This window comes from Acinetobacter sp. 1125_18A (assembly GCF_052824985.1).
On sequence record NZ_VTDG01000002.1, the window covers coordinates 476,387 to 500,424 of the forward strand.

Annotated in this window: 25 protein-coding genes; 13 read left to right on the plus strand and 12 right to left on the minus strand. The window is 34.9% G+C overall.

The annotated features are described in order from the left end of the window. Window positions 1-46 precede the first annotated feature (46 nt). Genes FY049_RS05115 through FY049_RS05125 form a run of 3 tightly spaced genes read right to left on the minus strand, consistent with a single transcriptional unit; the run spans window position 47 to window position 2,608 of the window. Entirely contained in the window at window positions 47-805 is a 759-nt protein-coding gene (locus tag FY049_RS05115; RefSeq protein ID WP_209826839.1) for a glycosyltransferase family 25 protein, read from the minus strand. A gap of 10 nt (window positions 806-815) precedes the next feature. Then, window positions 816-1,802 carry a Stealth CR1 domain-containing protein gene (locus FY049_RS05120; RefSeq protein WP_056514949.1) on the minus strand — a complete coding sequence of 329 codons (987 nt, stop codon included), beginning with the start codon at window positions 1,800-1,802 and terminating at the stop codon, window positions 816-818. 38 nt (window positions 1,803-1,840) lie between these two features. After that, window positions 1,841-2,608, minus strand: a complete 768-nt coding sequence (locus FY049_RS05125; RefSeq protein ID WP_004723130.1) for a hypothetical protein — start codon at window positions 2,606-2,608, stop codon at window positions 1,841-1,843. Window positions 2,609-2,845: 237 nt separating this feature from the next. Between FY049_RS05125 and FY049_RS05130 the strand changes: the two genes are divergently transcribed. Together FY049_RS05130 and FY049_RS05135 are read left to right on the plus strand one after the other, a co-directional pair. Further along, complete coding sequence (locus tag FY049_RS05130) at window positions 2,846-4,015, plus strand: nucleotide sugar dehydrogenase (protein WP_234622451.1); 1,170 nt, start codon at window positions 2,846-2,848, stop codon at window positions 4,013-4,015. Beyond that, the gene (locus FY049_RS05135; protein WP_056514956.1) at window positions 4,012-5,034 is read left to right on the plus strand and encodes an NAD-dependent epimerase; all 1,023 of its coding nucleotides are present in this window, start codon (window positions 4,012-4,014) and stop codon (window positions 5,032-5,034) included. Before FY049_RS05130 ends, FY049_RS05135 begins: the two co-directional genes overlap by 4 nt. A 124-nt stretch (window positions 5,035-5,158) precedes the next feature. Here FY049_RS05135 and FY049_RS05140 read toward each other — a convergent pair whose 3' ends face one another. The 4 genes from FY049_RS05140 to FY049_RS05155 all read right to left on the minus strand — a co-directional run bounded on the left by FY049_RS05140 (window position 5,159) and on the right by FY049_RS05155 (window position 11,710). Continuing rightward, window positions 5,159-6,085, minus strand: coding sequence for a branched-chain amino acid transaminase (locus FY049_RS05140; RefSeq protein WP_446083285.1), 927 nt, complete (start codon window positions 6,083-6,085; stop codon window positions 5,159-5,161). A 26-nt stretch (window positions 6,086-6,111) separates the two neighbouring features. Beyond that, window positions 6,112-8,862 (minus strand): bifunctional [glutamate--ammonia ligase]-adenylyl-L-tyrosine phosphorylase/[glutamate--ammonia-ligase] adenylyltransferase, encoded by a 2,751-nt coding sequence (glnE, locus tag FY049_RS05145; RefSeq protein ID WP_446083286.1) that lies wholly within the window; start codon window positions 8,860-8,862, stop codon window positions 6,112-6,114. 138 nt (window positions 8,863-9,000) lie between these two features. Next, window positions 9,001-10,278, minus strand: a complete 1,278-nt coding sequence (locus FY049_RS05150; protein ID WP_056514963.1) for a sensor histidine kinase — start codon at window positions 10,276-10,278, stop codon at window positions 9,001-9,003. A 451-nt stretch (window positions 10,279-10,729) separates the two neighbouring features. Beyond that, window positions 10,730-11,710, minus strand: a complete 981-nt coding sequence (locus tag FY049_RS05155) for an aspartyl/asparaginyl beta-hydroxylase domain-containing protein (RefSeq protein ID WP_327858126.1) — start codon at window positions 11,708-11,710, stop codon at window positions 10,730-10,732. A 706-nt stretch (window positions 11,711-12,416) separates the two neighbouring features. Here FY049_RS05155 and FY049_RS05160 point away from each other — a divergent pair. The 4 genes from FY049_RS05160 (at window position 12,417) to FY049_RS05175 (ending at window position 16,554) form a co-directional block, all read left to right on the plus strand. After that, window positions 12,417-13,418, plus strand: coding sequence for a tyrosine-type recombinase/integrase (locus FY049_RS05160; protein ID WP_446083287.1), 1,002 nt, complete (start codon window positions 12,417-12,419; stop codon window positions 13,416-13,418). Between the two features lie 140 nt (window positions 13,419-13,558). Beyond that, window positions 13,559-14,389 carry a contractile injection system protein, VgrG/Pvc8 family gene (locus tag FY049_RS05165; protein ID WP_446083288.1) on the plus strand — a complete coding sequence of 277 codons (831 nt, stop codon included), beginning with the start codon at window positions 13,559-13,561 and terminating at the stop codon, window positions 14,387-14,389. A gap of 127 nt (window positions 14,390-14,516) precedes the next feature. Then, the gene (locus FY049_RS05170; RefSeq protein WP_446083289.1) at window positions 14,517-15,722 is read left to right on the plus strand and encodes an AAA family ATPase; all 1,206 of its coding nucleotides are present in this window, start codon (window positions 14,517-14,519) and stop codon (window positions 15,720-15,722) included. Between the two features lies 1 nt (window position 15,723). Beyond that, entirely contained in the window at window positions 15,724-16,554 is an 831-nt protein-coding gene (locus FY049_RS05175) for an HNH endonuclease (RefSeq protein WP_446083290.1), read from the plus strand. 222 nt (window positions 16,555-16,776) lie between these two features. Here FY049_RS05175 and FY049_RS05180 read toward each other — a convergent pair whose 3' ends face one another. Together FY049_RS05180 and FY049_RS05185 are read right to left on the minus strand one after the other, a co-directional pair. Continuing rightward, a complete protein-coding gene (locus FY049_RS05180; RefSeq protein ID WP_446083291.1) occupies window positions 16,777-17,718 on the minus strand; it encodes a restriction endonuclease in 942 nt (313 codons plus the stop codon). Beyond that, window positions 17,711-18,712: a hypothetical protein gene (locus FY049_RS05185; RefSeq protein WP_446083292.1), complete on the minus strand. Its 1,002-nt coding sequence runs from the start codon at window positions 18,710-18,712 to the stop codon at window positions 17,711-17,713. The genes FY049_RS05180 and FY049_RS05185 overlap by 8 nt, the downstream gene beginning before the upstream one ends. 433 nt (window positions 18,713-19,145) lie before the next feature. Between FY049_RS05185 and FY049_RS05190 the strand changes: the two genes are divergently transcribed. From FY049_RS05190 to FY049_RS05210, 5 genes are read left to right on the plus strand one after another with little or no spacing between them, the layout of a single operon-like run. Next, complete coding sequence (locus FY049_RS05190; RefSeq protein ID WP_446083293.1) at window positions 19,146-19,298, plus strand: hypothetical protein; 153 nt, start codon at window positions 19,146-19,148, stop codon at window positions 19,296-19,298. Window positions 19,299-19,301: 3 nt separating this feature from the next. Further along, a complete protein-coding gene (locus tag FY049_RS05195) occupies window positions 19,302-19,484 on the plus strand; it encodes a hypothetical protein (RefSeq protein ID WP_446083294.1) in 183 nt (60 codons plus the stop codon). Then, the gene (locus FY049_RS05200) at window positions 19,481-20,155 is read left to right on the plus strand and encodes a hypothetical protein (protein WP_446083295.1); all 675 of its coding nucleotides are present in this window, start codon (window positions 19,481-19,483) and stop codon (window positions 20,153-20,155) included. Before FY049_RS05195 ends, FY049_RS05200 begins: the two co-directional genes overlap by 4 nt. Window positions 20,156-20,157: 2 nt before the next feature. Then, a complete protein-coding gene (locus FY049_RS05205) occupies window positions 20,158-20,478 on the plus strand; it encodes a hypothetical protein (protein ID WP_446083296.1) in 321 nt (106 codons plus the stop codon). Between the two features lie 5 nt (window positions 20,479-20,483). Beyond that, window positions 20,484-20,648, plus strand: a complete 165-nt coding sequence (locus tag FY049_RS05210; RefSeq protein WP_209826878.1) for a hypothetical protein — start codon at window positions 20,484-20,486, stop codon at window positions 20,646-20,648. Between the two features lie 71 nt (window positions 20,649-20,719). On the opposite strand, the gene FY049_RS05215 is transcribed toward FY049_RS05210, so the two are convergent. The 3 genes from FY049_RS05215 to FY049_RS05225 all read right to left on the minus strand — a co-directional run bounded on the left by FY049_RS05215 (window position 20,720) and on the right by FY049_RS05225 (window position 23,227). Continuing rightward, the gene (locus FY049_RS05215) at window positions 20,720-21,352 is read right to left on the minus strand and encodes a hypothetical protein (protein ID WP_446083297.1); all 633 of its coding nucleotides are present in this window, start codon (window positions 21,350-21,352) and stop codon (window positions 20,720-20,722) included. Window position 21,353: 1 nt separating this feature from the next. Beyond that, window positions 21,354-22,763, minus strand: a complete 1,410-nt coding sequence (locus tag FY049_RS05220; RefSeq protein WP_446083298.1) for a hypothetical protein — start codon at window positions 22,761-22,763, stop codon at window positions 21,354-21,356. A gap of 107 nt (window positions 22,764-22,870) precedes the next feature. Next, a complete protein-coding gene (locus tag FY049_RS05225) occupies window positions 22,871-23,227 on the minus strand; it encodes a helix-turn-helix domain-containing protein (protein ID WP_096733052.1) in 357 nt (118 codons plus the stop codon). A gap of 106 nt (window positions 23,228-23,333) precedes the next feature. On the opposite strand from FY049_RS05225, the gene FY049_RS05230 reads away from it, so the two are divergent. Beyond that, the gene (locus FY049_RS05230) at window positions 23,334-23,507 is read left to right on the plus strand and encodes a toxin-antitoxin system HicB family antitoxin (RefSeq protein WP_126606904.1); all 174 of its coding nucleotides are present in this window, start codon (window positions 23,334-23,336) and stop codon (window positions 23,505-23,507) included. 131 nt (window positions 23,508-23,638) lie between these two features. Next, window positions 23,639-24,034: an ogr/Delta-like zinc finger family protein gene (locus tag FY049_RS05235; protein WP_446083299.1), complete on the plus strand. Its 396-nt coding sequence runs from the start codon at window positions 23,639-23,641 to the stop codon at window positions 24,032-24,034. The last annotated feature ends 4 nt before the right edge of the window (window positions 24,035-24,038 follow it).

Here is a 24,038-nt window from a genome sequence, read left to right on the forward strand (position 1 = left end):
ACACAGTATATTTAACTAACAATTATCCACTTACATCTTAATACAATTAAAAATAAAGATGTTTAAATGCATACATCCGATCACGCCACATACGTTTTTGCTTCTTAAAACCATAAGAGTGATCACGATTTTCTTTCTCTTTACGAGATATTCCTTGTGTTGCAACTGTACCTAAAATATCACTATCTAAACCTGCTGGACGAACAAAAGCAGGCCAAACACCTAATCCTTTTCCGTTCTTACTCAACCAAGTTTGGAAAAAGATATCAACAGGCATGGCGATTGTTTTACCTTGTGCAATAAACGCTTCAGCACCTTTACGTGACCAGATTAAACCCAAACCACGAATAGGAAAATAATAAGCATGCCACAATGAATAGTCACCCAGCTGAGTAATATCTTTGGCTAACTTTTTCTTCTTTGCCGCTAAATTCACCAAATACCAATCTAGTGCTTGATGGCGATCTAAATAAGCTAAAACTTGATCCATAGATTGTTTGAAATCAGCTGTAATTTTCATATCATCTTCTAAGACAACAAGATAATCCGCATCACTTGCTAAAAATTTCTGAGCGCAGCCATAATGACTGAGATAACAACCCAGTTCTGAATTAAGTAAACGTCTTCCTAAAGTTTGCTGCGTTAACGCATCATCATAATCCTGAAAAGATGACAATTCTTTGCCGCGTCCATCATAAGCAGAAAAACGCTCAAACTCCCAGTTTACCGCTTGTAACTGTTCTGTTGCGCGAGCAAGCCGCTCATCACTACCATCTAAATTGATCAGATATGTTTTAACTTTCATGATTGGCTTCCTACGATAAAACTTTGGCTGAAATCACTGATTTAGGTAAATAATCATATAATTTATCGATCATTTTACGACGTACCTGTTCAGCATTCTCAGAATTCAGTTGATCTAAACTTTGGATACAACCATATTTAATATTGTCTTGATTCAATGCGTCTACAAACGCAGCTAAGCTTTCAGCATTTTTCAAATAAGCCAAAGCTAAATCAGGCTTTAAAACAGCTTCATTTTTTTGAATCTTTAAATGATTCATCAATGAAATCGGATTTAATTGTTCGACACTTCTAAATTTATACTTAATCTGTGTTTCTAATAGGTCTGGATGGCACAATAAATATTCACTTAAAATTTTACGATCGACACAGTGTGGATAATGATGGATTTCAAAAAATTCTTTAAATCCTAAAATATCAGCACCCAGCATTTGTGCAATTACATGACCAGGTTGAATCGGTTTATTAAAATTACGATTTAAAAATTGACGGTATTTCAGCTTAGTCTTGTAACTAAAACAACTTTTCCAGTGTCCATAGGTGACAATTTTATCGCTTTCAAGAAAATCTTCAATTTGAGCAGGTGAATTAAAAAAGAAGTCATCATTTAAGTAGATAAAATAATCTGAAAGCCCGTTGATATTCCACAACATGCTTTCAATTGAACGGGTATTAAATGTGGGTAAAAATTGCGTATAACCAGCAAAAATCTCACGATGATCAACGACACGAATTTTATTTGCATCACAAAGACCTTGGGCTACAAATTGATTTAAAAATTCAGGCTGCTGATTATCTGTAACAATGAAAATATGACGGCAAAAAGGTACATACTTCAATATAGATGCAATGTTGTAATAGATCTCATCATTACTGGCAAAACGTGTATCGCTCACAGCATCTGAGGCATCACCACCTGTGAGATATTGCTGACGTTTACGTTTTAACTCAACATCATTGCCATCGACCCAAGCAATCACGATATCAAGGTTTTGCATCTATATTGTTCTCAAATGTTCTAATCATCTAAATAAAATTATTGCCAAGCATCTTTAATCCAGTCTGAAGGCAACACATAGCGATACCATTTACCCCCACCACCCGTCACGGCATCAGGTGGATTAATTTCTCCATGGAAAATAATGATTTTGGCATCTTGTGGCTTGACTGGTGGCTTAAAATAAGCCAATGGTAGCTTTTGCAAGCAATGATATTTATAACTCTTACACCAATCTTTTGGCCAGTAGCTGAGTTTCTGCTGCTGATCGACATACCAAGACAAATATTCTTGTTCATTTCGAAATTTATGACTAATTTCTTTAAAGTTTTCACGAAAATAAGGCAAGATGTCAGGAAAAGTACCCAACTTAAAACGATAAACTGAACTATTCCCAGTCACACGCCAAGGACGTTTCCAGTCGTGAATAATGAGGAATTCACCAGGATAACTAAAGAAGTCATCAATGTTGTCTACAATGACCACATCAAGATCTAAAAATAATAAATTACCTTTTAAACCATATAAATCAGGTTCAAAAGTCGATAACTTATTCCATCCACGTTCAGGACTTCCTTCAGGCAATGCTAACGGCGGAATTGGAAAGCATTGAACCTCTGGATTAATACCTTCTGTACGGTCAGTCAAACACACCATTTGGAAATCAATCGTGGTATGTCGTTTGACCATGTTATATAGGCGATTGACATAATCAGCACCATATTTGCTGCCCCACTTCATACACAAAACGATATTCTGTTCTGATTCAACTAAATTCGACTGTAAATTTGATTCATTGACCTGCATGCATCAATCTTCCACCTGAGCAATCGCCATATCATACCATTACCATCGCCAAGTTACTGTATTCGATTGCATATGCTGAACAATTTGTTTCATGAGAATATGCTATGATGCGTTAACAATTTACATTGATCATGATCATTTTAATTGTTCGATATTTTATTGAGCAATCTTTTTTGAATGAACGCTCTGTGAAATTGAATACAACTTTTGCAAGCACATTTTCTATATTAGGTTTTTATGAAAATAGCAGTCGCTGGAACAGGTTACGTTGGCTTATCCAATTCAATGATATTTGCACAACATCATGAAGTTGTTGCAGTAGATATTTTAGAATCTAAGGTTAACTTGCTCAACAATAAAATATCGCCCATTCAAGATGCGGATATTTCATTATTTTTAAAAGAAAAATCATTAAATTTTACAGCCACGACAAATTACCAAGCAGCTTATCGCAATGCGGATTTTGTGATTATTGCAACACCAACGGATTACGACACTAAAACCAATTATTTTAATACGCAAAGTGTCGAAAGCGTGGTTCAGCAAGTCTTAGAGGTCAACCCCAATGCAGTGATGGTGATTAAATCAACTGTCCCTGTCGGCTTCACCAAGAGCTTAAAAGAAAAATTTCACACTGAAAATATTATCTTTTCTCCAGAATTTTTACGTGAAGGAAAGGCATTGCATGACAATTTGTACCCTTCCCGTATTATTGTTGGGGAAAAATCTGATCGGGCAAAACTGTTTGCTGACTTATTGATCGAAGGGGCCATCAAAAAAGACAGCCCTGTTTTATTTACCGATTCAACTGAAGCTGAAGCAATTAAGTTATTTGCCAATACCTATCTCGCTATGCGAGTTGCCTATTTCAATGAACTGGATACCTATGCGCAAATTTTTGGTTTAGATACTCATCAAATTATTGATGGTGTTTGTCTAGATCAACGTATTGGTAATCACTATAACAATCCGTCATTTGGTTATGGTGGCTATTGCCTACCGAAAGACACCAAACAACTTTTAGCCAACTATAATCACGTTCCAAGTAATTTGATTCAAGCCATTGTTGACTCAAACAGTACGCGTAAAGACTTCATCGCAGACTCGGTAATTGCACGTAACCCCAATAAAGTTGGTATTTATCGCCTAGTGATGAAAAGTGGTTCAGATAATTTTAGAGCGTCGGCAATCCAAGGTGTGATGAAACGCATCAAAGCCAAAGGAATTGAAGTGATTGTCTATGAACCGACTTTACAAGAAGATGAGTTCTTTAAGTCCAAAGTCGTCAATGATTTAGAACAATTTAAACAGCAAAGTGATGTGATTATTGCTAATCGGGTTTCTAATGACTTAAGTGATGTATTAGATAAAGTCTATACACGAGATATTTTCGGAGCAGATGAATGAAAGTCCTCGTCACAGGTGCAGCAGGTTTTATTGGCTTCAATGTTGCAAAAAAACTTTTAGAGCGTGGTGATGATGTTGTCGGCTTTGACAATATGAATGATTACTATGACCCCGCATTAAAACAAGCCCGATTAGCAGTTCTTAGGGATACAGCGGCACAAACCCAGCAAACGTTCACTTTTATTCATGCCAACCTTGCTGATAAAGCAATCGTTGATCAATGTTTTCAAGATCATCAATTTGATCGGGTGATTCATTTGGCTGCACAAGCTGGTGTCCGTTACTCATTAGAAAATCCATTGAGTTATGTCGAAAGTAATTTAATTGGCTTTACCAATATTATTGAAGCATGCCGTTATGCCAAAACGCCACATTTAACCTATGCCAGTACCAGTAGTGTTTATGGCGCGAATACCACCATGCCATTTAGTGAAAAACATGGTGTTAACCATCCTGTGCAGTTCTATGCGGCAACCAAACGTGCCAATGAACTCATGGCGCACAGTTATAGCCATCTCTTCAATTTACCGACAACTGGCTTACGCTTTTTTACTGTCTATGGTCCTTGGGGCCGTCCAGACATGGCTTTGTTTAAGTTCACCAAGAACATTATTGAAGACCAACCTATTCCTGTATTCAATCACGGCAACCATACACGTGACTTCACTTTTATTTCAGATATTGTGGAAGGTGTGATTCGTTCAAGTGATCAAATTGCGCAACCTGATCCAAACTGGGACAGCAAAAATCCTGATCCATCGACCAGTTATGCGCCTTTCCGTATTTTCAATATCGGCAATAACAATCCAGTAAAATTGATTGAATATATTCATGCTATTGAAAAAGCTTTAGGCAAAGAAGCAATTTTAGAATTACTTCCATTACAACCGGGCGATGTGCCAGATACTTTTGCGGATAGTAGTGCTTTAGAACAGATGGTCGGATACAAACCATCGGTACCTGTTGACGATGGTGTTAAGCAATTCGTAGATTGGTATCGAGATTTTTATCAGGTTTAATCAATAGTATTGTTCAGTTTAAAGCTTAATTTTAGCATTTGAATTTTTCTTTCAATTCTTTCAACACTCAAATTTAAGCACAAAAAAAGGATTCCACTAGGAATCCTTTTTAGCATTCAGCCACTTATTTTACATAAGTCAGCCAATGTGCATATTTTGGATCTTTACCTTGAACAGCATCAAAGAATGCTTTCTGAATCTTCTCAGTAATCGGACCACGAGCACCTGAACCAATTTCACGATCATCATATTCACGGATCGGCGTCACTTCAGCAGCAGTCCCAGTAAAGAATGCTTCATCACCAATATAGAATTCATCACGGGTAATACGACGTTCAACAACTTCAATACCCATATCTTTCGCAATGGTGATAATCGTTTGACGCGTAATCCCATCCAATGCACCGCCAGCAATATCTGGTGTATGTAATACACCATCTTTGACTAAGAATACATTTTCACCTGAACCTTGGCATACATACCCTTGAGGGTCCATAAGCATTGCTTCATCATAACCAGAATGTGCCACTTCTTGGTGTGCAAGAATAGACAAAGTATAGTTACCTGAAGCCTTGGCTTTACACATGGTCACGTTAGGGTGATGATGGGTAAATGATGAGGTTTTAACACGAATACCTTTCGCCATTGCTTCATCGCCAAGGTAAGCACCCCAGCTCCATGCAGCAATTGTCGCATGAATGGTATTATCAGTTGCAGCGATACCTAATTTTTCCGAACCAATGAAAATAATTGGGCGTAAATAGCATGACGCCAATTTATTTTCACGGACAACATCAATTTGAGCTTGTTCAAGAGTTGCTTGATCAAATGGAACTTTCATTTGATAAATTTTTGCAGAATTTAACAAACGTTTTGTATGGTCTTGGAGACGGAAAATCGCAGTACCGTTAGGTGTTTCATAAGCACGGACACCCTCAAAAACACCCATACTATAATGTAATGTATGAGTTAAGACGTGAATTTTAGCTTCACGCCAATCAACCATTTGTCCATCTTGCCAAATAAAACCATCACGATCAGCCAAATTCATGGCGCACACTCCAAATTTTTACACAATTATTCACTTTCCAAAGCGAAACTCGCTGTTGGATCAATTAATCTTTGCCATAACTTGCAAACGACCTCTCGGGTATCGTGCCAATCCGCAGCACTCACTTGCATATTATGATTTGCAAGTGCCAAACGGTGGCTCTCGGCGCGTTCACTGAGATAAGCTTGAATCAATGCGGATACATCGTCGCTGGATAAGCAACCTGCCTTTGCGGCATCTTCAAGGATTCGTACGTTGTCGGAATAATGGGCGAGATCAGGATTCGTCCCACTCCAGGCTAATACGACATACTGTGCCATAAATTCGATGTCAACGATACCACCTGCATCCTGTTTTAGATGAAAAATTCCATCTTTTTTCTGATCTTTTGAGGAACCCAAATGATCTTTCATCTTCTGGCGCATGTTCAAGACTTCTTTGCGAACCGTTTCTTCTTCTCTTGGCAATGTGAGAACCCTGCAACGCAATTCTTCAAATTTTGCTCTTAGGCTTTGCTCACCAGCAATTGAGCGTGCGCGAACAATTGCTTGATGTTCCCACAACCAGGCACTTTTGAGTTGGTACTGTTCAAATGCTTTTAAACTGGTGACCAATAAGCCTGCTTCACCAGATGGGCGCAAACGGGTATCAATTTCATAGACTCGACCATCTAAAGTTTGTGTGGTCATAAGAGACATAAATTTTTGCGCAACACGCATGGCAAATTCAAAGCCACTAATGGCCTTTTGACCATCAGTATCTGCTTGTTCATCCATATAATGAATAAAAACCAGATCGAGGTCTGAACCATAGCCCAGTTCAATGCCCCCTACTTTGCCATAACCAATCACAGCATAGGCCATGTGGTCTAATGAACAACGTAAACCTTCTGCATCGACAGGATAACCATGACGCTTGGCAACCGTCTGATAAGCCAAATTTAATGTTGCAATCACAGAAACTTCTGCAATATCCGTTAAAGCATCCGAAACTTTCATCAACGGGCTTTCTGCTAGTACATCGCTTGCGGCAACAGTAAGCACATTGGATTTTTTAAATAAGCGCAATACTCGCATTTGATCCTCAACTTGATCGATTTCAATGCGTAATAATTGCTGACGGAGCGAATCTTCCAAATAATCTCGTCGAGGCAGTTCAAAATCCATGGATAAAAACTCATCCAGCAGAACTGGATAATGTGTCAATTCCTCACAAATCCATGGACTGACTGTGGCCATTTTGACCAAACGTTGCAGCGCCCCTTTGCTTTCAATCAGCATCACCAAATATACAGTACGGCGCATTACAGATTCGACCAACGGCATCAATCGCATTAAAGCCACTTGCGGACTATTCGACTGTAAAACTGCTTCAACCAAATGCGGCCAAAATTCTTTTAAACGCTGTACAGCTTTAGCAGGCAGTTTCTTGATTGCATGACCATACCAAAACTCATGAATCAGATTTTGAGCATTACTGTCTAAGATTTCATTGAGCTGGCTTTCCAACTGACTAAAGCTTTCAATTGGAGAATCTAGCCCTTTTTCTTTAATCAAATGCTCAAATTGAAAAGTTACTTTGCTGCGCTTTTGGTTGAGAAAATCAATAAAAGCGTCCCAATCATCAAAACCCAAGGTATCAATTATTCGCTGACGAAGTTCAGGTTCTGTCGGTAAAGATTGTGTTTGCTGGTCATTCAAGGCTTGAATAGCATGCTCTAAACGTCGTAAGAATAGATAAGCATCTTCAAGATCCACAACGGATTGATGATCGAGTAAGCCTGCCTCACCCAAATGTTTTAGGCTAACAAGGCATTGGCGGTCTTGTAATTCTAACTTTGCTCCGCCATAAATCAGCTGAAAAACCTGCACAATAAATTCAACTTCACGAATACCACCAGCGCCCAGCTTAATATCGTCTGCAATGTTACGCCGAGCCACCTCTCGTTCAATCATGGCTTTCATTTCACGCATGGCTTCAAAAGCGGTGTAATCTACATATTTACGAAAAACGAATGGGCGGGTCATGTCCAATAAACTTTCACCGTCTTGTCCACCCGTGATAATACGTGCCTTAATCCATGCATAACGTTCCCATTCACGCCCATGCTGACTTAAATATTTTTCTAAAGCCACATGACTTATTGCCAATGCCGAACCATCTCCCCAAGGACGTAAACGCATATCCACACGGAATACAAAACCATCTGCAGTAATATGATCTAATAAATAGATCAGCTTTTGCCCCCACAAGATGCAAAATTGCTGTACATCAATACACTTACGCCCATTGCTTTCTCCTTGCTCATCAAAGGCAAAAATCAGGTCAATATCACTAGATAAGTTCAGCTCTTGTGCCCCAAGCTTGCCCATCCCAATGACGATCAAATCTTGAAGCTTACCGTTATAACCCATCGGTTCGCCATGTTTTGCCAGCAAAGGAATTCGGGCAAAATCTTTTGCTGCAACGATACAGGCATCTGCAAAATCAGACAGCTCTCGTGTCAACTTCACCACATTGGTCAGTTGGTTGGCATCTTGCCAAATCCAGCGAAACATTAAGCGTGCACGAAGAATACGCAAGACTTTCATCCATGTATTTTCATCTTGAATATTGACTAAATGATCGTAAACGAGTTGTTGAATTTGTGCTGTACTGAGCGATTGTTGAAATTGATCAATTGCATAATCATGTTCTAAAGTGGCTTGATGTAGACTTAATACTTGTTCTGCATACTGACTTGCATGTAATGTTTTTTGCAATTGCTCAATGTTCATTGAAAAGCCTGTACTTATGTTTTATCAGCTTATTTATAGCAGTTTGCTTTACATTTAGGGAGGTTTTTGTACTTTTCTTAAAAAACAAAGCTCAAAAAACCACCACCTTCAATCAATATAAATTGTTCAAACATAAAATTATGAAATTTTTATTTTATCTTGCTTGATTTCAGGACAGACCAAAGTTTGATGGGTGTTTTTTGCAGCGGGTAAAGCAACAATAAAAGTCGTTCCCTCACCTGTTTTAGAGCTTACAGAGATTTTTCCATGATTGAGATCCACAAATCGTTTACATAGAACCAGCCCTAAACCTGTTCCTCGCTCCCCAATCGTACCTTTTATACTGGCTTTGATCTGTGGTTCAAACAGTTGCTCAATTTGCGACTGTGTCATTCCCAAACCAGTATCATGAATAATAATTTCTATATTTTTCCCTACTGGGTGCGCAACAATGGAAACTTTTCCAGAACCATCAGTACGGGTAAACTTCAAAGCATTTGAAACCAAATTTTGAATTACCGAGGTCACCATATTCATATCAGCAAAAACACTTAAATCCTCAGCAACATTTTCAATCAGTTGTATATTTTTATTTACTGCCAAAGGCTTAAGCACATCGTAAACGATCTTTGTGGTCTGTTTTAATTTAAAATTAATCGGGTGATAAACAAAGCGCCCACCTTCTGCCATCGCCCAATTGAGCAAATTTTCAAGTAAGGAATAAGTCGATTGCAAGGTATCATGCAGATAGTCTGCAATATCTTGTATACCGTCATCACTCAATGTTTCTCGTTCATTTGCTAAAACATCCGAAAAGCCAATTAACCCATGGAATGGCGCACGTAAATCATGTGCAATGACTTGGAAAAACTTGGTCTTACTAAAATTTAAAGCACGTTCTTGCTCATATAGCTCATAATAATCTTGAGATTCAGATTTACGCGCTAAAATCGTCACCAAACCTGAGCTAAGTTCTTCTAATAAAGCCTGTTGTTTGCTTGTAAACCTTGTATCTTTATCATCATAAAAATAAACATGTGCAATAGAGTCATCATCTTCTAACTTAAAGTCATAGCATAATAAGCGTTGGTGTTTTATTCCAATTTCAGCCATATATTGCGAGAATTTTTCATAATTTTTATGGGTTTCTGAAACGATGAGCTGATTGCCAAAATACGGCGATAAACTCAGTTTATGCGGAACTGACGCGGCTTTGAAATCACTGTCTTCATTTGCAACCCAAATATAAGGCTCGTTATGAAAAGTAAAAAAAGCATTTTCTACATTGAGAACGGCACGCGCTACACGCAAATAGCGTTCAATTTTATTATTTGAGGTATAGACCCCTAAAATCAGCGAAAGTCGACAAGCACTGAGCTGTTCAGTCTGATGAGCTTCTAAGAATTCTAATTTCATGTTTACCTCATTTGCACTTTCAGTTAACACGTTAGCTATTTAAATCGCCCACTTTTAAATATCAATTGCTTCCAAACACATCAAAACTTAAGACAGATTACAAAACACAGCTTTGGAAGAGCACTTACAAATGTTCACATAAAACAATATAACAGCAATACAATCAAATAAAAACAATGGGGTGAAAATTTCGATAAATTTCACATTTTTTTGAATATGAGCAATCAGTTAGAGCCTTATATATTTTTATGATTTGAATAGAAAAAACGAAGTGTTTTATAAAGACCAATACTTTAAAACATGGTGATCAAACTCATAAATCAGATATCAACCTATTGGCGTCTATAGCCAAGCTTAGGGATGTAGAAGCCGCTGTAAAATACACAATAGTAAAATTCGGCATCAACCAGAGCAAGGATATACCTTAAATGAGTGAGAAAATACATTATTATTAATTCATTAAAAAGAGCATTTCAAATAAATAAACCACACCATACAAGATCATTAAAATCAGAGATAGCAGCGTTAAATTTAAAATGAATTTGAGTATTTTATACGTCTTGAAATGCTTTTCACGGAATTGTATTGAATACTGTCTAAATGGCGCAAAAAATTTAAAAATCGCACTATACACCCCTCTTTTATCTTCAGGCGTGTTTGGAACAACGGTACCTTTGACAAGGATACGATAAGCACTGTTAAAAATTCGTCCGAATATGTTCATCGGACGATCAACATCACACATCAGAATTAAACGCGCTGAATTTGCTGTGTTATATGCAAAATGTGGATAGGTTTCATCAAAGACAAAATCTTTACCATCAAACCAAGTACTGGTTTGCCCATCAATATTAATTTGGCAATTTTCAGAGTTAGGTGTCAGCAAACCGAGATGATACCTAAAACTACTACCGATAGGATCTGCGTGTAAGCTCAGTTCAGAACCTGCTGGTAACAGTGAAAACATGGCACCTCGAATAGCAGGGACTTGATTAAGTAATGCCAATGTCTTGGGGCATAATCTTTGCGCGGAAACATGGGTTGTTCCGTACCATTTTAAGTAAAATTTACTCCAACCCCGTTTGTAAAAAGTGCGAAAACCAACATCATAATAACCGTCTGCTCCAGGTGTCTTGATCACTTCAAACACACCCGATGACTCTAATGCTATTGCCTCATCTCTAATAATTGTCCAATTGGCTCTAAGTACTTCAATATTCTCTAAAAAATCAGCATCTAATATTGGCTTTTTTGCAAAACTGCGTGTCGTCATATACAGAACACAATTAAATGGTGCAAATATAGGCCAGCTTTTTCTTAAATATTGTGAGAGTGAGTCAAAACGTGCTTTTCCTCGCCAACGGTATACATAAGTCATGGCTGCTATCGAATACACGATTAAACCAATGATGATCATAATACTTAGATTCATTATAATTTTACTCCGATTATGATTTCTGTATCCTCATGGTGTGTCCTTGATTTTCCTTAAATAAAACCAATCTTCTTTACTGGATAAGCCGCACTGAGATCATTTAGTTATTTTTCAAAATAGCGGGAAAAATAAAATATTTTCAAATTATTTAAAATACTTTTAACTATAACTAATTAATTTTCCTATAGTCAAGAAATATGTACACCTTTGGTTAAGTTTTTAAATGATTGAAATTAAAAATTTTAACTATCATTCTTAAGTGATCAGGCGCTATTTATCGCATACTGATATTTGTTATAAAAATGCGTCATTAAAGAGGGATCGAAGGAACACTAGAAATTACGTAATTTTAATTAAACATCGAAACCATCATTTAAATACCAATCTATTAATTGATCCATAGTGATCAGAATCAGTTTTTTCTTTTTAAGCACTCGCGTTCTTATTTCATTTCTTAGTTTTTGATAGCACTAATTTCAGGCAATAAAAAAGCCTTCAAGTCTAAATATGCTTGAAGGCTTTCCATAATATATGGTCCGAGGGTCGGGATCACTAAAATATAAAACCACACCTACACACATCCTTACACACTTTATAATTTTTAGTTAAAACATCAAGTTATAATCACAAATAAAAAACCATGCATTGACATATAAACCATAAATGAGTACCTATATAAGTACCTACTTTACAAGTACTCATTATGGCTAAGACAGCTACACCACTTAATACATCAAAGATAGATGCAATAAAGCCTCAAAATAAAGAATATGCGATTTTTGACGGTGACGGTTTACTTTTGCTTATTCGCACCTCTGGAACAAAAACATGGCAGTATCGATATAAGAATTATAAAGGTTCTATCAAAAAGATTACATTGGGTGAATATCCTGCACTATCCTTAAAAGCAGCCCGTGATAAAAGGCGTAACTTTGAAGAAATGTTAGCTAATGACATTGATCCAAAAGAACAAATAGATTTATTAGAAAAAAAGAAATCCAACTCAAATATTCTTGAAGCTGTTTCTCGCACTTGGTGGCGTTCCACTTTAGATAAGGGCGCTTGGAGCGAAGATACAGCAAACAAAAGACTAAGGATGCTTGAAAATCACTTATTTCCTTTAATTGGCAAAATGCCAATTGAAGATATAAAACCAATGCATTTAGCTGCTTCACTTACGTCTATTGAAAAAAATTCTAGTGAAAATGCTCAACGTATAAAGGCTATGCTTGTAAATATTTTTAATCTCGCAATACAGCATGGGCTTATTGAAAACAATCATGCACTTGCCATGAATGGACTTTTAGTTCCAAAAAAATCTACTCATCGCCCGACACTATCACTAGATAGATTACCCGATTTATTTAGCCGTTTAGAACTAGACTCTGGGAAACCTTTAACACAATTATGTACACTACTTTCTTTACATATTTTTAGTCGATCATCAGAAATACGTTTTGCTCGTTGGAGTGAAATAGACTTTAAGCAACGACTTTGGACAATTCCACCAAATCGTGAAGCCATTGAAGGTACGAGATATTCAGATAGAGGAGCAAAAATGCGTGAAGCACATTTTGTTCCATTATCTAAACAAGCAATTGAAATTCTCAAAAAAATTCAAGAATATAGTGGTCATTGTGCCCATGTCTTCCCTGCTGCTAATAATATTAATAAATTCATTAGTGAAAATACGATAAGCCCTTAAATGATTTAATTCTAAGTCGAATCATTAGCGTAACCGTAACCGACAATCGAGCCAATGAAGCAGATGAACTCAGCATTGTACTTGATGATAGTGATGGAGCTTTGGAATTAGCAAAACGAGGAGTAAGACTGAATTGTAAAATGGGGTTCATTGGTGAAGAACTTCACGATAAAGGTGATTTCATTGTCGATGAGGCTGAATGGTCAGGTCCTGCAGATGTCATCACCGTAAAAGCCTCGAGCGCTAATTTCAAGAGCAGCATTAAAGTTGCCAAGTCAAAATCATATCACCGCAAATCTTTTGGCGAAGTTGCAAATGAAATTGCGAAAAACCATCAATTAGAACTGATCATGACTGCCGATTTAAAAGCCATAAATTTAAATCATATCGATCAAACCAATGAATCGGATCTCAACCTTTTGGCACGTTTAGCAAAGACCAATGGCGCAGAAATGGCAGTCAAAAAAGATCGTTTACTTATTTTTAAGGCTGGCACAGCTAAATCCGCTTCGGGTCAAGATTTGTCATCAATTACTGTGACCAGGAGCACTGGCGATCAATTCCGTTATAACGAGCAAGATCGGGAATCAGATTACACCGGTGTTTCTGCAGGCTACCAAGATTTAGGTAAAGCTAAACGACAACGAGTGACGTCAGGTAATCCCGAAAAACGTGGTGGTGGCAATGATCCGACAACCAAGACCAAAGTCATAAAAGGGACATTTGCAAGTAAAGAGGATGCTCAACGTGCTGCAAATGCAAAAATGGATGAGATAAAACGGCAAATGGCCAAGTTCAGTATTAGTCTCGCCTATGGAATACCTGAAATCAGCACAGAGTCACCTGTCAAACTGGATGGTTTTAAAAATGAGGTTGATAAATTGAGATGGATCGTTGAAAAAGCCACTCACACATACAACAAATCCAATGGATTATTTACACAGTTAGAACTTGAATCAAATCTGAATTGAGGTAAATCAATATGAAAGCGATCATAAAAAACAGAATATAGTTTTTCATTAACCATTAAATTTATCTTATTGAAAAAAACCAACTATATAGCTAGAATTCATCAGTTTTTACTAAATAGTCCTCTATATGACTGAGTCAGAAAAGTTACAAATATATCTTCCGCAAGAGTTCCCAGAGGTCGTCAATGTTTTAATTGGAGAAAATGGGAGTGGTAAAAGTATTGCATTAAATCAACTTGCTCAAAGGTATGTTGCACAAAACTACAATGTGATAGCTATAGCAAACTGCTTATTTGACAAATTTACATTTAAAAGTAGTTACTTTCACTTTATAGGTGCAAGAGATGGTTCAAAAATTATTGAAAATACTATTAATAATATTTTGAATGAAACTTACATCAGCCATAAAAAAGGAAATGAAAAAAATCAGTTTATATTGAGAGAAGCTTTTCAAAAAATTGGTTATGATCCAACTATTGGCTTTGCAATTGAAATCTGGAATGAAAGACAAAGATTATCAACTGATGAGGAACAGGATTTCCTTTATAGGATATTCAAAGATAAAGAAAATTTAATCCTTTTCGAGGATTATATACATGGGAAAAACAATATCAAAGTTAAAAATTTATACGGGGAAAGAGTAGAAAATATTTTTTGGTTCGATTTTGATTCAACATCACACTTTAACAATAAAAATAGAATAAATTTTGATATTTTAAATTTCTTAGATAGACTTAAAGTTGTTAAAATTAAATTTTATTTCAAAAATAAAAAAATAGCTATACCTGTTGAAGAGGCAAGTTCAGGACAACTCCATTTATTATTTAATATTTTATTTATAGCATCAACGATAAATAAAAATGATAAAAAAACAGTTATCCTAATTGATGAACCAGAGAGCAGCCTACACCCTAGATGGCAAAAAACATATCTAGAAAACATTATTTATTTTTTCTACCGATATGATATTAAAATGATTGTTGCGACTCACTCCCCTTTGATAATTTCATCCCTAGATAATATAAGACCTGCATTTTCAAATAGACGTATTGATCACGCTATTTATGAAGTAAAAAATCATAAACTAAAATATATAAAAGAAGATAAAGATAAAAGTATAGAATCAATTTTTTGGGAAGCTTTTGGGGTAATTACCCCAGAGAGTTCATTTCTAGCACGTCATATTGTAAGTTTAATTCATGATGTTAATGATCGTTATAAAACAAAAGAAGCTGTTCTCAGTGAACTTCGTTCTATAAAAAAATTATCATTTGACGAACGACAAATCAATGCAATAAATGAAGCTATCCTTATCATCGAGAGAAAATTTTAAAATGCTTTTTGAATATAATATTGAAGATATAAAGGCTATACAATGGGCATTAAAAACAGATGATCCTTGGTATGCAAGTGTTACAAATTTTAAAAATACAGCTTCTAATATTCAGAAATTAAACCCCAACTTACTCACTTCAACTTATGATTTTGATACTTTAGCTTCAAATTTAAAGCCTGGTGAAACAACTCTTGGGGATTTAACTCAAGATAAAATAAGAACAAAAATTTACTTAGTTCAAAAACATCTTAATGATTTAAAATCTAGTAAGTTAAAGCCATTTTTACACTTTCGCACAGACCAGAGATGCTGTTACTGCTATAGGGATCAAACTGGTGAATTCAGTTTTGTTTTAGATATAGAGCATATTTTACCTAAGTCAGTATTTAATGATTGTTTTTATGATTTAGATAATCTATCAATTTCTTGTAAAAGATGTAATATGAATATTAAAAAAGATGATTATAGTTTCTTAAAAAGTGACTTGCTTAGTCTCGCAAAAAAATTAAATCCTAGTAGAAGAGTATATTTTAAAAGGAAAGATATAATCCATAAACTATCCTTTAAAAAGGATTATTTCAATTCATCACTCTATTCAATAATACATCCAAATCTAGATAAATATGACGATCATATTGATTATATAAAATCAGACTACAAAGGGAATAGGCTAACAATATACAAACCAATAACTCAAAAAGGTAAATATACATATGAATACTTTCGTTTAAATGAATTCGAAATAAACTCTTTTAAACAAGCTCAAGGTATAAGCATTGAGAAAAGAAATCCTAGTCTGTTAGCTTTATTCGAAAATATACTTAAGTAAAATAATTTTTAAAAATTAATGTTATTTCACATTTAACCCAAGGATGATTATATAAAACCTGCAAACAACTATTTTTCTATACATTAGCGCACTTATTTATATCATTATCCTTTTAAATTACCACATCTAAATTATCAATTCAGTACTAGAATTAATCTAATTCTACAATAAATTTACTCTTTTATCTCTTTTTATTTAATTCTCCAATCCTATTTATAATAATTAATTAATATTTACTCCACCACTCAAATGCCATTCAACCAATTGATCCATACCAATCAAAATCAATTTTTCATTTTTTAAAGCACTTTCTTTTGCTTCTTGGGTAAAGTTACTTGTCGTAACGACAAATCCTCTCCAAGCCTGATTCTCTTCAATAACACCTTTGAATTGCTGTATAGCAGGACGTCCAACTAAATTAAATTCAGAGTAGCGTTTGCATTGAACAACTATTAAACCTCTTTCATGTTTAGCAAAACCATCAACACCTGCATCATTGGACTTCTTAGTAACCCAAGACAACATACCTTTATCTTGAAAAAAGCTCATAACATGCTGTTCAAAAGCATAAGTATCCATAGTCCACAAAGATTGTTTAAGCTTTTCAACTTCTTTAGGAACATTCGCCATTTTGGGTTGAAGTGGTTCACTCATCATAGCTTCTTGCATTTGCTTATTGGCACATCTATACATTTCATCTTTAATAATCAAAGCCATCACCACGCCTATATAAGACTGACTCGCTTTAGATGTGAAAAATGATTCAAATATAGAGGTAATTCCTGCTGTACCTAGAAATACCAATACCAAAAGAGGCATACCTATTGCACCACCAAAAGCTGCAATACCTACACCTGGTCCACCGACTATGGCAGCTGCTCCTAAAGTAATTGGAATAGCAATTTTTACAGACCATGGAATATCTGCATTTTTATAATTGTTAAGCGAGGTAGTTACACTACGCATAACAATTTTTACAGTTTCTCCTGCATGAGATATTTCTTTAATTTTTTGAATTTTATCTAAAGTCGAAAATGATTTATTTTCTAAAATTTCACGAACCAATGCTAACCATAAAAGAATGTCTAAACGATCTTGTTCTGTAGAAACAGATTGAATTATTTTCACAAATATTGAGACAATCCAAGATTCTGCCTTATTCATCTTTCCCTCCATTTCTAGCCTTCAACATTTCGGCGCTTGCACGAATTAGCTCTGTACTTGAGGTAATTTGATCCTGCATCAAATCCCCAATTTTATCATTTTGAGTTTGATCTAGTTCTTTACCAAAGTATTTTAGTGCCAACTCTTTTATTAATTCATGCTTATCTTCTTCTTTTAAAGACCTTACATGAATTGGAAAAGCATTAATTTCTACATGAGTTTGGTAAGCTTGCTCATGCATTTTTTTTGCATGAGATGCTCTTCTTAAAAATAAAGTACATAAAGTAATTGTGATAGAAAGTATTAGAACCTTTGTCGTTATAAAGAAAACCCAATAATTCAACTCACTAGTAAAAAATACATTCAATGAATTAATTTTAATTGAAGTTAGAAAAGTAATGGTTACAGCTATAATTAATGTACCAAAAAAATAATAATTATTTTTTTCAAATTCCTCTTTATACTTTTTATGTAAATCTAAATAAATAGAGCTTGTTTCTCTTTGTTCTAATGCTAACCGCACTGATTCAAAATCCTTAACTTTTTCCTTTACTTCATCGATCGCTGGCTGTAATTGATGCTTAATTAATTGATTAGCATTTTGTAATGAAATAATAGATAGTCTTATCGTTTCAAATTTTTGTATAAATTGTTTAGTACTATCCAAAACATTTTTTAGGTGTTCCTGATCATTTTTATTACCTGGAGCTACTATACTAGCGATAAAACTACGTAAATGATTGGTTAGTATACTAGTCAACTCATTATTTTCGAAAGTTTCAAAATTTTCTTGTATAAATTCTCTAAATTGTATGATTTTTCCATTTAGAAGGCTTCGTAGAACCTCTTTGATAGATCTATCTAACGGGTCTCCATCAGCTTTTTCATCATTTATTATTGTTTCAATATAACGATTTAATAGATCACATACTTCATCAAATTCGTAAAGAATTTTTTCACTATTAGCATTAGAACTTTCTGAATTATTTTCCATTATTAACCTTTATATCTGACCCCATGCATCGATTCATCATGACCCGATCCATTAGCTCACTATGAGCCAAAGCATTGTATCAAATTGAACCAATCTTCTTTATATAAATAGAATTAAGTATTAGAGATATAAAAGAATGAAATTTTCACCCCATTGTTGACTTCAAAAAAAATCATCGTTATATTGCAAATATCACAGCGAAACTGTGAATAGGCGTGAGAACCTATTTTATCATCAAACGGTGCAAAATAAAGTCGCACTAAGCGGCATTTTTTTTGCCCGCTGTTTAGTCAGTCGTTATGACAGGCTATGCAGGGCAGCCTTGTGCTGGTCGCAACCGTTTGAGCGATATTCTCACCCCTGTGTAGTCTGTCACCATTACCGTGAGAAGTAATGATGATGGGTTTTAAAACTTATCAAACGGAAAATGACTATGAACACTCAAAACAAAAGTGTGCATTCAGCACCTGCGTATCAAAACCTAGACACCCTCTGCATTCAACGCTTAAATGCGCCCGATTTCGCCCAACCTGAAAAACTCAGTACTCAAATTTTGAAATTTCTTCGTTCTAAAAAACGAGGTTAAATCATGCCTAAAATATATATACAAACCGAATTAGGTACTGAAAAATGTTGCCCAATGTGCAATGAGTATTTTCCTTTTGACGAAGAATTTTATTTTAAAAATGGCTTAAAAAATGGGATTCAGAAATGGGCTGCACGATGTAAAGCCTGTTATATGGAGTCTTATCGCACGGGGTATGACATATGAAAAACATACTCTTGCAAAACAACGAATATCCGATTATTGCCTCGCCTATGCTCTCAAAAGAGCTAGGCTTGCCTGCAGCAACGTTCTTACAAAAATTGTATTACTTACTCAACGAAACTCGTAAATACAAGCGGAAAAAGAACCTGACTCAATACAATAATCGAAAATGGTGGTTTCATACATTCGAGGAATGGACATCAACACTCGGTTTATTCAGCCTTTCAACCATCAAACGTGCTGTTTCAAAACTTAAAGAATTAGATTTAATTGAAATCAATAAGCTAGATTCAAACAAATCTATGCGAGTTAATTACTACACTATCAACTATAAAAAACTGAAAGAATTGTTTGGCATATCAGTCTCTCAAACCAAAACTATCGCTAAACCAAAAACCGTGACTGAAACAATTGTAGGTACTGACTCACCTATCGAACCAGAAGCAACACCTGAGCAGCTAGAAACAATCCCAAGCCAAAACCGTGCCCTATATCGACAGCTTCGCCAACACAAGTTGGACATTGCTTTTGACGATCCACGTCTGCACTTTTGGAGTAACAAAACGAACGCTGTCATTGCTTATACCGTTTCAGCAAGTAACAGACTCAATATCAATAGATGGCAATGGCACACGCCTGAACAAGTCTTACCTGAAAACTTGATAAGGATATAATAATGACAATTTCTAAAATTATTCTTAGAGTTAAAAATCCGCAGACCAAAAAACGTCAGTTTTTTGTTTCTTCAAAAAAACTTTATAATTTCATCAATCCAAATGTGTCTTATAAAACTTTTATTGAAACCAACATTATCTGGTCAAAACTCAGAGAAAATATTGATTATCACTATAATCAAAAGTTTGATAGCTATAATTTAAGTATTAGTTCTGTGCAAGCGATCTTAATACTTGAAAACACGGAACAAAGTTGGAAGTATTTCTATGAATTATCCGATCTCATTGCAAATGGCTTTTCAGCCATAAATGACAAGGGGTAAAAATTATGGACATTCAAACTAGATTGTCTTTACTAGATAAACATTTAGCTTTATTAATTGAAAGTACTGAAAACTGTGAGTCGCTTACCGGAGAGTCTGTCTCAAGCACTCTATTTATTATTCAAGAGCAAGTCAGGCAAGTTATACGTAAACTAGAAAGTAATGAATAAAAAAAGCCCTCTTAAGAGGGCTTTTTCTTACGATTAAAAAGAGATCTAAAAAAATTTCTTATAAAATTATTCTAAAAATTTTTATATACCAATTTTTCACCAAAATGAACTTTAGCTGAATAATCAATAAAGAAAAATGCAGAAGAAATAAATAAAATTATCCAAAAAATAAGAATAATCCAAAATCCTTCAATAGAATATTTTTCAGTAATATTTGCATATAAAAGCCCTTGAGGATCAATAAAATTCCAAAAGAATATAGGAGCAAATCCAATAATAAAAAGAAAAAGATATATCAAAAATGCAGAATATTTTTTAAACTTTCTAAACCAGGTAGTTCTAAAACCATAGCTAAATTTAAACTTTTGGTCTATTTCAGAAAACTCTACCATTCCAACACTACGTCTATATCTAAAAATTGAAGCAGTTTGATTTGTTTGAGCCAACAAGTGTTTAGCACAATTCTTAGTAATAAAAGGGATTCCGATCAATAACTGAAACTTTCTCATTTCTGCTAATTCTTGCATATTGGCATAGTTTTCATCTTCTAGAGCAGTATGTTTCAAGGCTAACAAAGCAGATTCATAATCTTCCTTTAATTGCTTCCTTTTATTAGCATTTAATTCTAAAAAAAACTTTGTTATTTGGACAAAAGCAACAAAAATAGCAAAAATTGCACTTATCGTTAGAATTGTAACTCTCATATTAATCCTTAACAAAGAAACTAGGAATAACAGGTAAACCACACCACTCTGCAACGCTATTATATTTTCGGCCTAAATTTTTTATTAACTCAACCGCCTGACCACCTTTTTCTATTAAATCATTAACTTCAGATCCTACCTCATTTGCTTCATTCAATATTTTAGCAAGTTGCTTCATACCACCAGAATTTTTCACTTCTTCTTCATCATCTAAATTCTGAGCAGCATCTAATGCAATTAAAGCCCTTTCTAAGCGTTTTTTTAATGCTTCATTCTCAGTAATATCTATCAATTTATCTAAATCATCATATGAGTGATTGAGCTCTATTCTATGATTCATCGCTATAGTTTGAGTATTACTTAATTGATTAACGATGGTTAATGGTGGCTGAGTTATAGGGGCTAGTGCTTTATCAACAATAGCTTCTAAGCTAAGAATTTGACCTCTTTGTAAGGAGATGATTTCTTTTTGAGACTCGATCTGGAACTTAAATAAATGAAGCTGATTTTTTAATTCTAATGCTTTTATTGGGGATAGATAAAACTCTTCAGCACTCTTTTGACCTTTGAGTACAAGTTCATATTCATGTAATGCTTTTTCTAAAGTTTCTATATTCCCATCTTCAGTTTCTATAATCATGCGAACAGTTAAATCATGTTGTTCAATTTTAACAGTTGCATTCTGATCAGGATATTTATCACGTAATACGGTACCAAAATAGCTAAGAATTCCAATACCAGCTTGATAATATTCAGGCTCAAAAGTTATACATCTATCAATTTTTATATCTTGATCATTTTTCTTTTGAGTTTCATGTTCAACTTCTAATACTTTGATTGCAAATTCGCTAAATCCGACTCCTAAAATTAAAAAGGGATACTCAAACGTAAGTGGTGAAATTCTTTCTAATTTTCTTTTAACGAATTTTAAGTATTTTCTTGTTCCAATTGATGGATTGGTTACATCATTTTTATCTAAGTTATCTAAGTTATCTAAGAATTCCTTTTCTGAAAAATCTAAAACTAAAAGAATAGGTATAGAGATATCTCCAATCCTATTGGCTGTTTGGATATCGCTGTATATCCATGACATTAAAATAGATGATGAACTTGCAGTAGCAATTTTGATATAACATGAGTCTTTTTTTAGACCTAAACTCGGATTAACTACTGGTCCTATAGTGATGTTGGAATAACCGTTATCATCCCAATTTAGAACGTCTAATTCGTGGATCAAAGAGTCTTTAATCGATGCAAAAACTCTAAAATTTGAATTATCTTCTTTATATTTTTTGTAGAGCTGATGTGAGACATTTTCAAAAATTTGCTGTAATTCGTCTAATAAATATGGATGCTTATTTTGAAAAGTTTCCCAAGCCCCTAAATAACTAACAACTTCATTAATATACATATAAAACTCTTATAAACTTAATAATTTTAAATTGCTCAATTTATAGCATTTTTCTTTTTTTTATAAAAGCTTAGAGTAAATGAGATTTTACCCATTTACTCATTCATTCACTTTTTAGAAAAACTCTCAGCATAATTCCTTATCAAAGTCATCAAAGTATCTCTCTGACTCAGTTCTACGGAATCCCACAGTTTAAGCAATTTCTTGGCGTCATCTGAAAGTAAATTTGGCTGAGTCCTCTCACCAGTAATTAGGTAATAAACATCCACACCTGCTTTATGGAGTGCTTCTAAATCATCCTGCCCCATAACACGCTCACCCTTCTCATAGCGCATTACAGCCATATTCTTTTTACCAAATAAAGCAGCGAAATCTTTTTGAGACAAATTTAGGCGTGATCGTTCCTGACGAAGTCGGTCGCCTCTTTGATCGTTATTCTCATTTACCATTTGGGATAAATCCATATATTAATTATCCCATTTGGGATAATATTGCTTTACTTATTTACCATTTTAACAAAGTTCTATATCTACCACAGTTTAATAACTGTGGCTTCAAAAGGAAACAGACATGGCGACTCAAGAATCTCAAAAAGAAGTACAAATTAGCTTTCGCACAACACCTGAAAATCGTCGTTTAGCTCGTATTGAAGCTGCGAAACTCAACATGTCACTCAATGAATGGATTAAAAGTCTCGTCGAAGCTGAACTAGATACTTTCTCTCAAGAAACAAAATCATCATAAGTCACTGCTTTTGAGCCATTCACAGAATTGCATGAGCTTATTTACATTTCTTTGCAATTTTTTGTAGCAGAAGAAAAATTAGGTTCTTGGTGTCGGGAGCAACAATTACTTAATTAAATTCAGAGGTAATGATGAGTAAATCAATTGGTTTTTATTGCCCTCACTGTGGCATGCGTATGCATGTATCTAGTCGGAAAAGACCTTCGCCACTCTTACATGAGCTGATTGTTTCGTGTCGCAATGATCAATGCCTTGCAAGTTTTGCAGCGAGTTTAGAAATGGTGCGACCGATTCAGAACAGCATCAATCCTAATCCTGAAGTTCAAACAGGATTACCACAGCATAAACGCCAGTGGGAGCAAGAACTTGAACATCACATCGAAAGTTTAGAACTCCAAACCTCACTTGATGAACACCAAAAAAATTATGTAGAAGGTTTTATTTCTGCGCTCTTCCATTCGTCAACAATTGATTTGACCAGGGCAACGACTTACCGCAATCGACTTCTACAAATGAAACTTATATAGGCAT

Bases quoted from the DNA above. Each gene is read 5' to 3' on its own strand.
- FY049_RS05115 (WP_209826839.1), bottom strand. From the start codon at position 805: ATGAAAGTTAAAACATATCTGATCAATTTAGATGGTAGTGATGAGCGG.
- FY049_RS05120 (WP_056514949.1), bottom strand. From the start codon at position 1,802: ATGCAAAACCTTGATATCGTGATTGCTTGGGTCGATGGCAATGATGTT.
- FY049_RS05125 (WP_004723130.1), bottom strand. From the start codon at position 2,608: ATGCAGGTCAATGAATCAAATTTACAGTCGAATTTAGTTGAATCAGAA.
- FY049_RS05130 (WP_234622451.1), top strand. From the start codon at position 2,846: ATGAAAATAGCAGTCGCTGGAACAGGTTACGTTGGCTTATCCAATTCA.
- FY049_RS05135 (WP_056514956.1), top strand. From the start codon at position 4,012: ATGAAAGTCCTCGTCACAGGTGCAGCAGGTTTTATTGGCTTCAATGTT.
- FY049_RS05140 (WP_446083285.1), bottom strand. From the start codon at position 6,085: ATGAATTTGGCTGATCGTGATGGTTTTATTTGGCAAGATGGACAAATG.
- glnE (WP_446083286.1), bottom strand. From the start codon at position 8,862: ATGAACATTGAGCAATTGCAAAAAACATTACATGCAAGTCAGTATGCA.
- FY049_RS05150 (WP_056514963.1), bottom strand. From the start codon at position 10,278: ATGAAATTAGAATTCTTAGAAGCTCATCAGACTGAACAGCTCAGTGCT.
- FY049_RS05155 (WP_327858126.1), bottom strand. From the start codon at position 11,710: ATGAATCTAAGTATTATGATCATCATTGGTTTAATCGTGTATTCGATA.
- FY049_RS05160 (WP_446083287.1), top strand. From the start codon at position 12,417: ATGGCTAAGACAGCTACACCACTTAATACATCAAAGATAGATGCAATA.
- FY049_RS05165 (WP_446083288.1), top strand. From the start codon at position 13,559: ATGGGGTTCATTGGTGAAGAACTTCACGATAAAGGTGATTTCATTGTC.
- FY049_RS05170 (WP_446083289.1), top strand. From the start codon at position 14,517: ATGACTGAGTCAGAAAAGTTACAAATATATCTTCCGCAAGAGTTCCCA.
- FY049_RS05175 (WP_446083290.1), top strand. From the start codon at position 15,724: ATGCTTTTTGAATATAATATTGAAGATATAAAGGCTATACAATGGGCA.
- FY049_RS05180 (WP_446083291.1), bottom strand. From the start codon at position 17,718: ATGAATAAGGCAGAATCTTGGATTGTCTCAATATTTGTGAAAATAATT.
- FY049_RS05185 (WP_446083292.1), bottom strand. From the start codon at position 18,712: ATGGAAAATAATTCAGAAAGTTCTAATGCTAATAGTGAAAAAATTCTT.
- FY049_RS05190 (WP_446083293.1), top strand. From the start codon at position 19,146: ATGAACACTCAAAACAAAAGTGTGCATTCAGCACCTGCGTATCAAAAC.
- FY049_RS05195 (WP_446083294.1), top strand. From the start codon at position 19,302: ATGCCTAAAATATATATACAAACCGAATTAGGTACTGAAAAATGTTGC.
- FY049_RS05200 (WP_446083295.1), top strand. From the start codon at position 19,481: ATGAAAAACATACTCTTGCAAAACAACGAATATCCGATTATTGCCTCG.
- FY049_RS05205 (WP_446083296.1), top strand. From the start codon at position 20,158: ATGACAATTTCTAAAATTATTCTTAGAGTTAAAAATCCGCAGACCAAA.
- FY049_RS05210 (WP_209826878.1), top strand. From the start codon at position 20,484: ATGGACATTCAAACTAGATTGTCTTTACTAGATAAACATTTAGCTTTA.
- FY049_RS05215 (WP_446083297.1), bottom strand. From the start codon at position 21,352: ATGAGAGTTACAATTCTAACGATAAGTGCAATTTTTGCTATTTTTGTT.
- FY049_RS05220 (WP_446083298.1), bottom strand. From the start codon at position 22,763: ATGTATATTAATGAAGTTGTTAGTTATTTAGGGGCTTGGGAAACTTTT.
- FY049_RS05225 (WP_096733052.1), bottom strand. From the start codon at position 23,227: ATGGATTTATCCCAAATGGTAAATGAGAATAACGATCAAAGAGGCGAC.
- FY049_RS05230 (WP_126606904.1), top strand. From the start codon at position 23,334: ATGGCGACTCAAGAATCTCAAAAAGAAGTACAAATTAGCTTTCGCACA.
- FY049_RS05235 (WP_446083299.1), top strand. From the start codon at position 23,639: ATGAGTAAATCAATTGGTTTTTATTGCCCTCACTGTGGCATGCGTATG.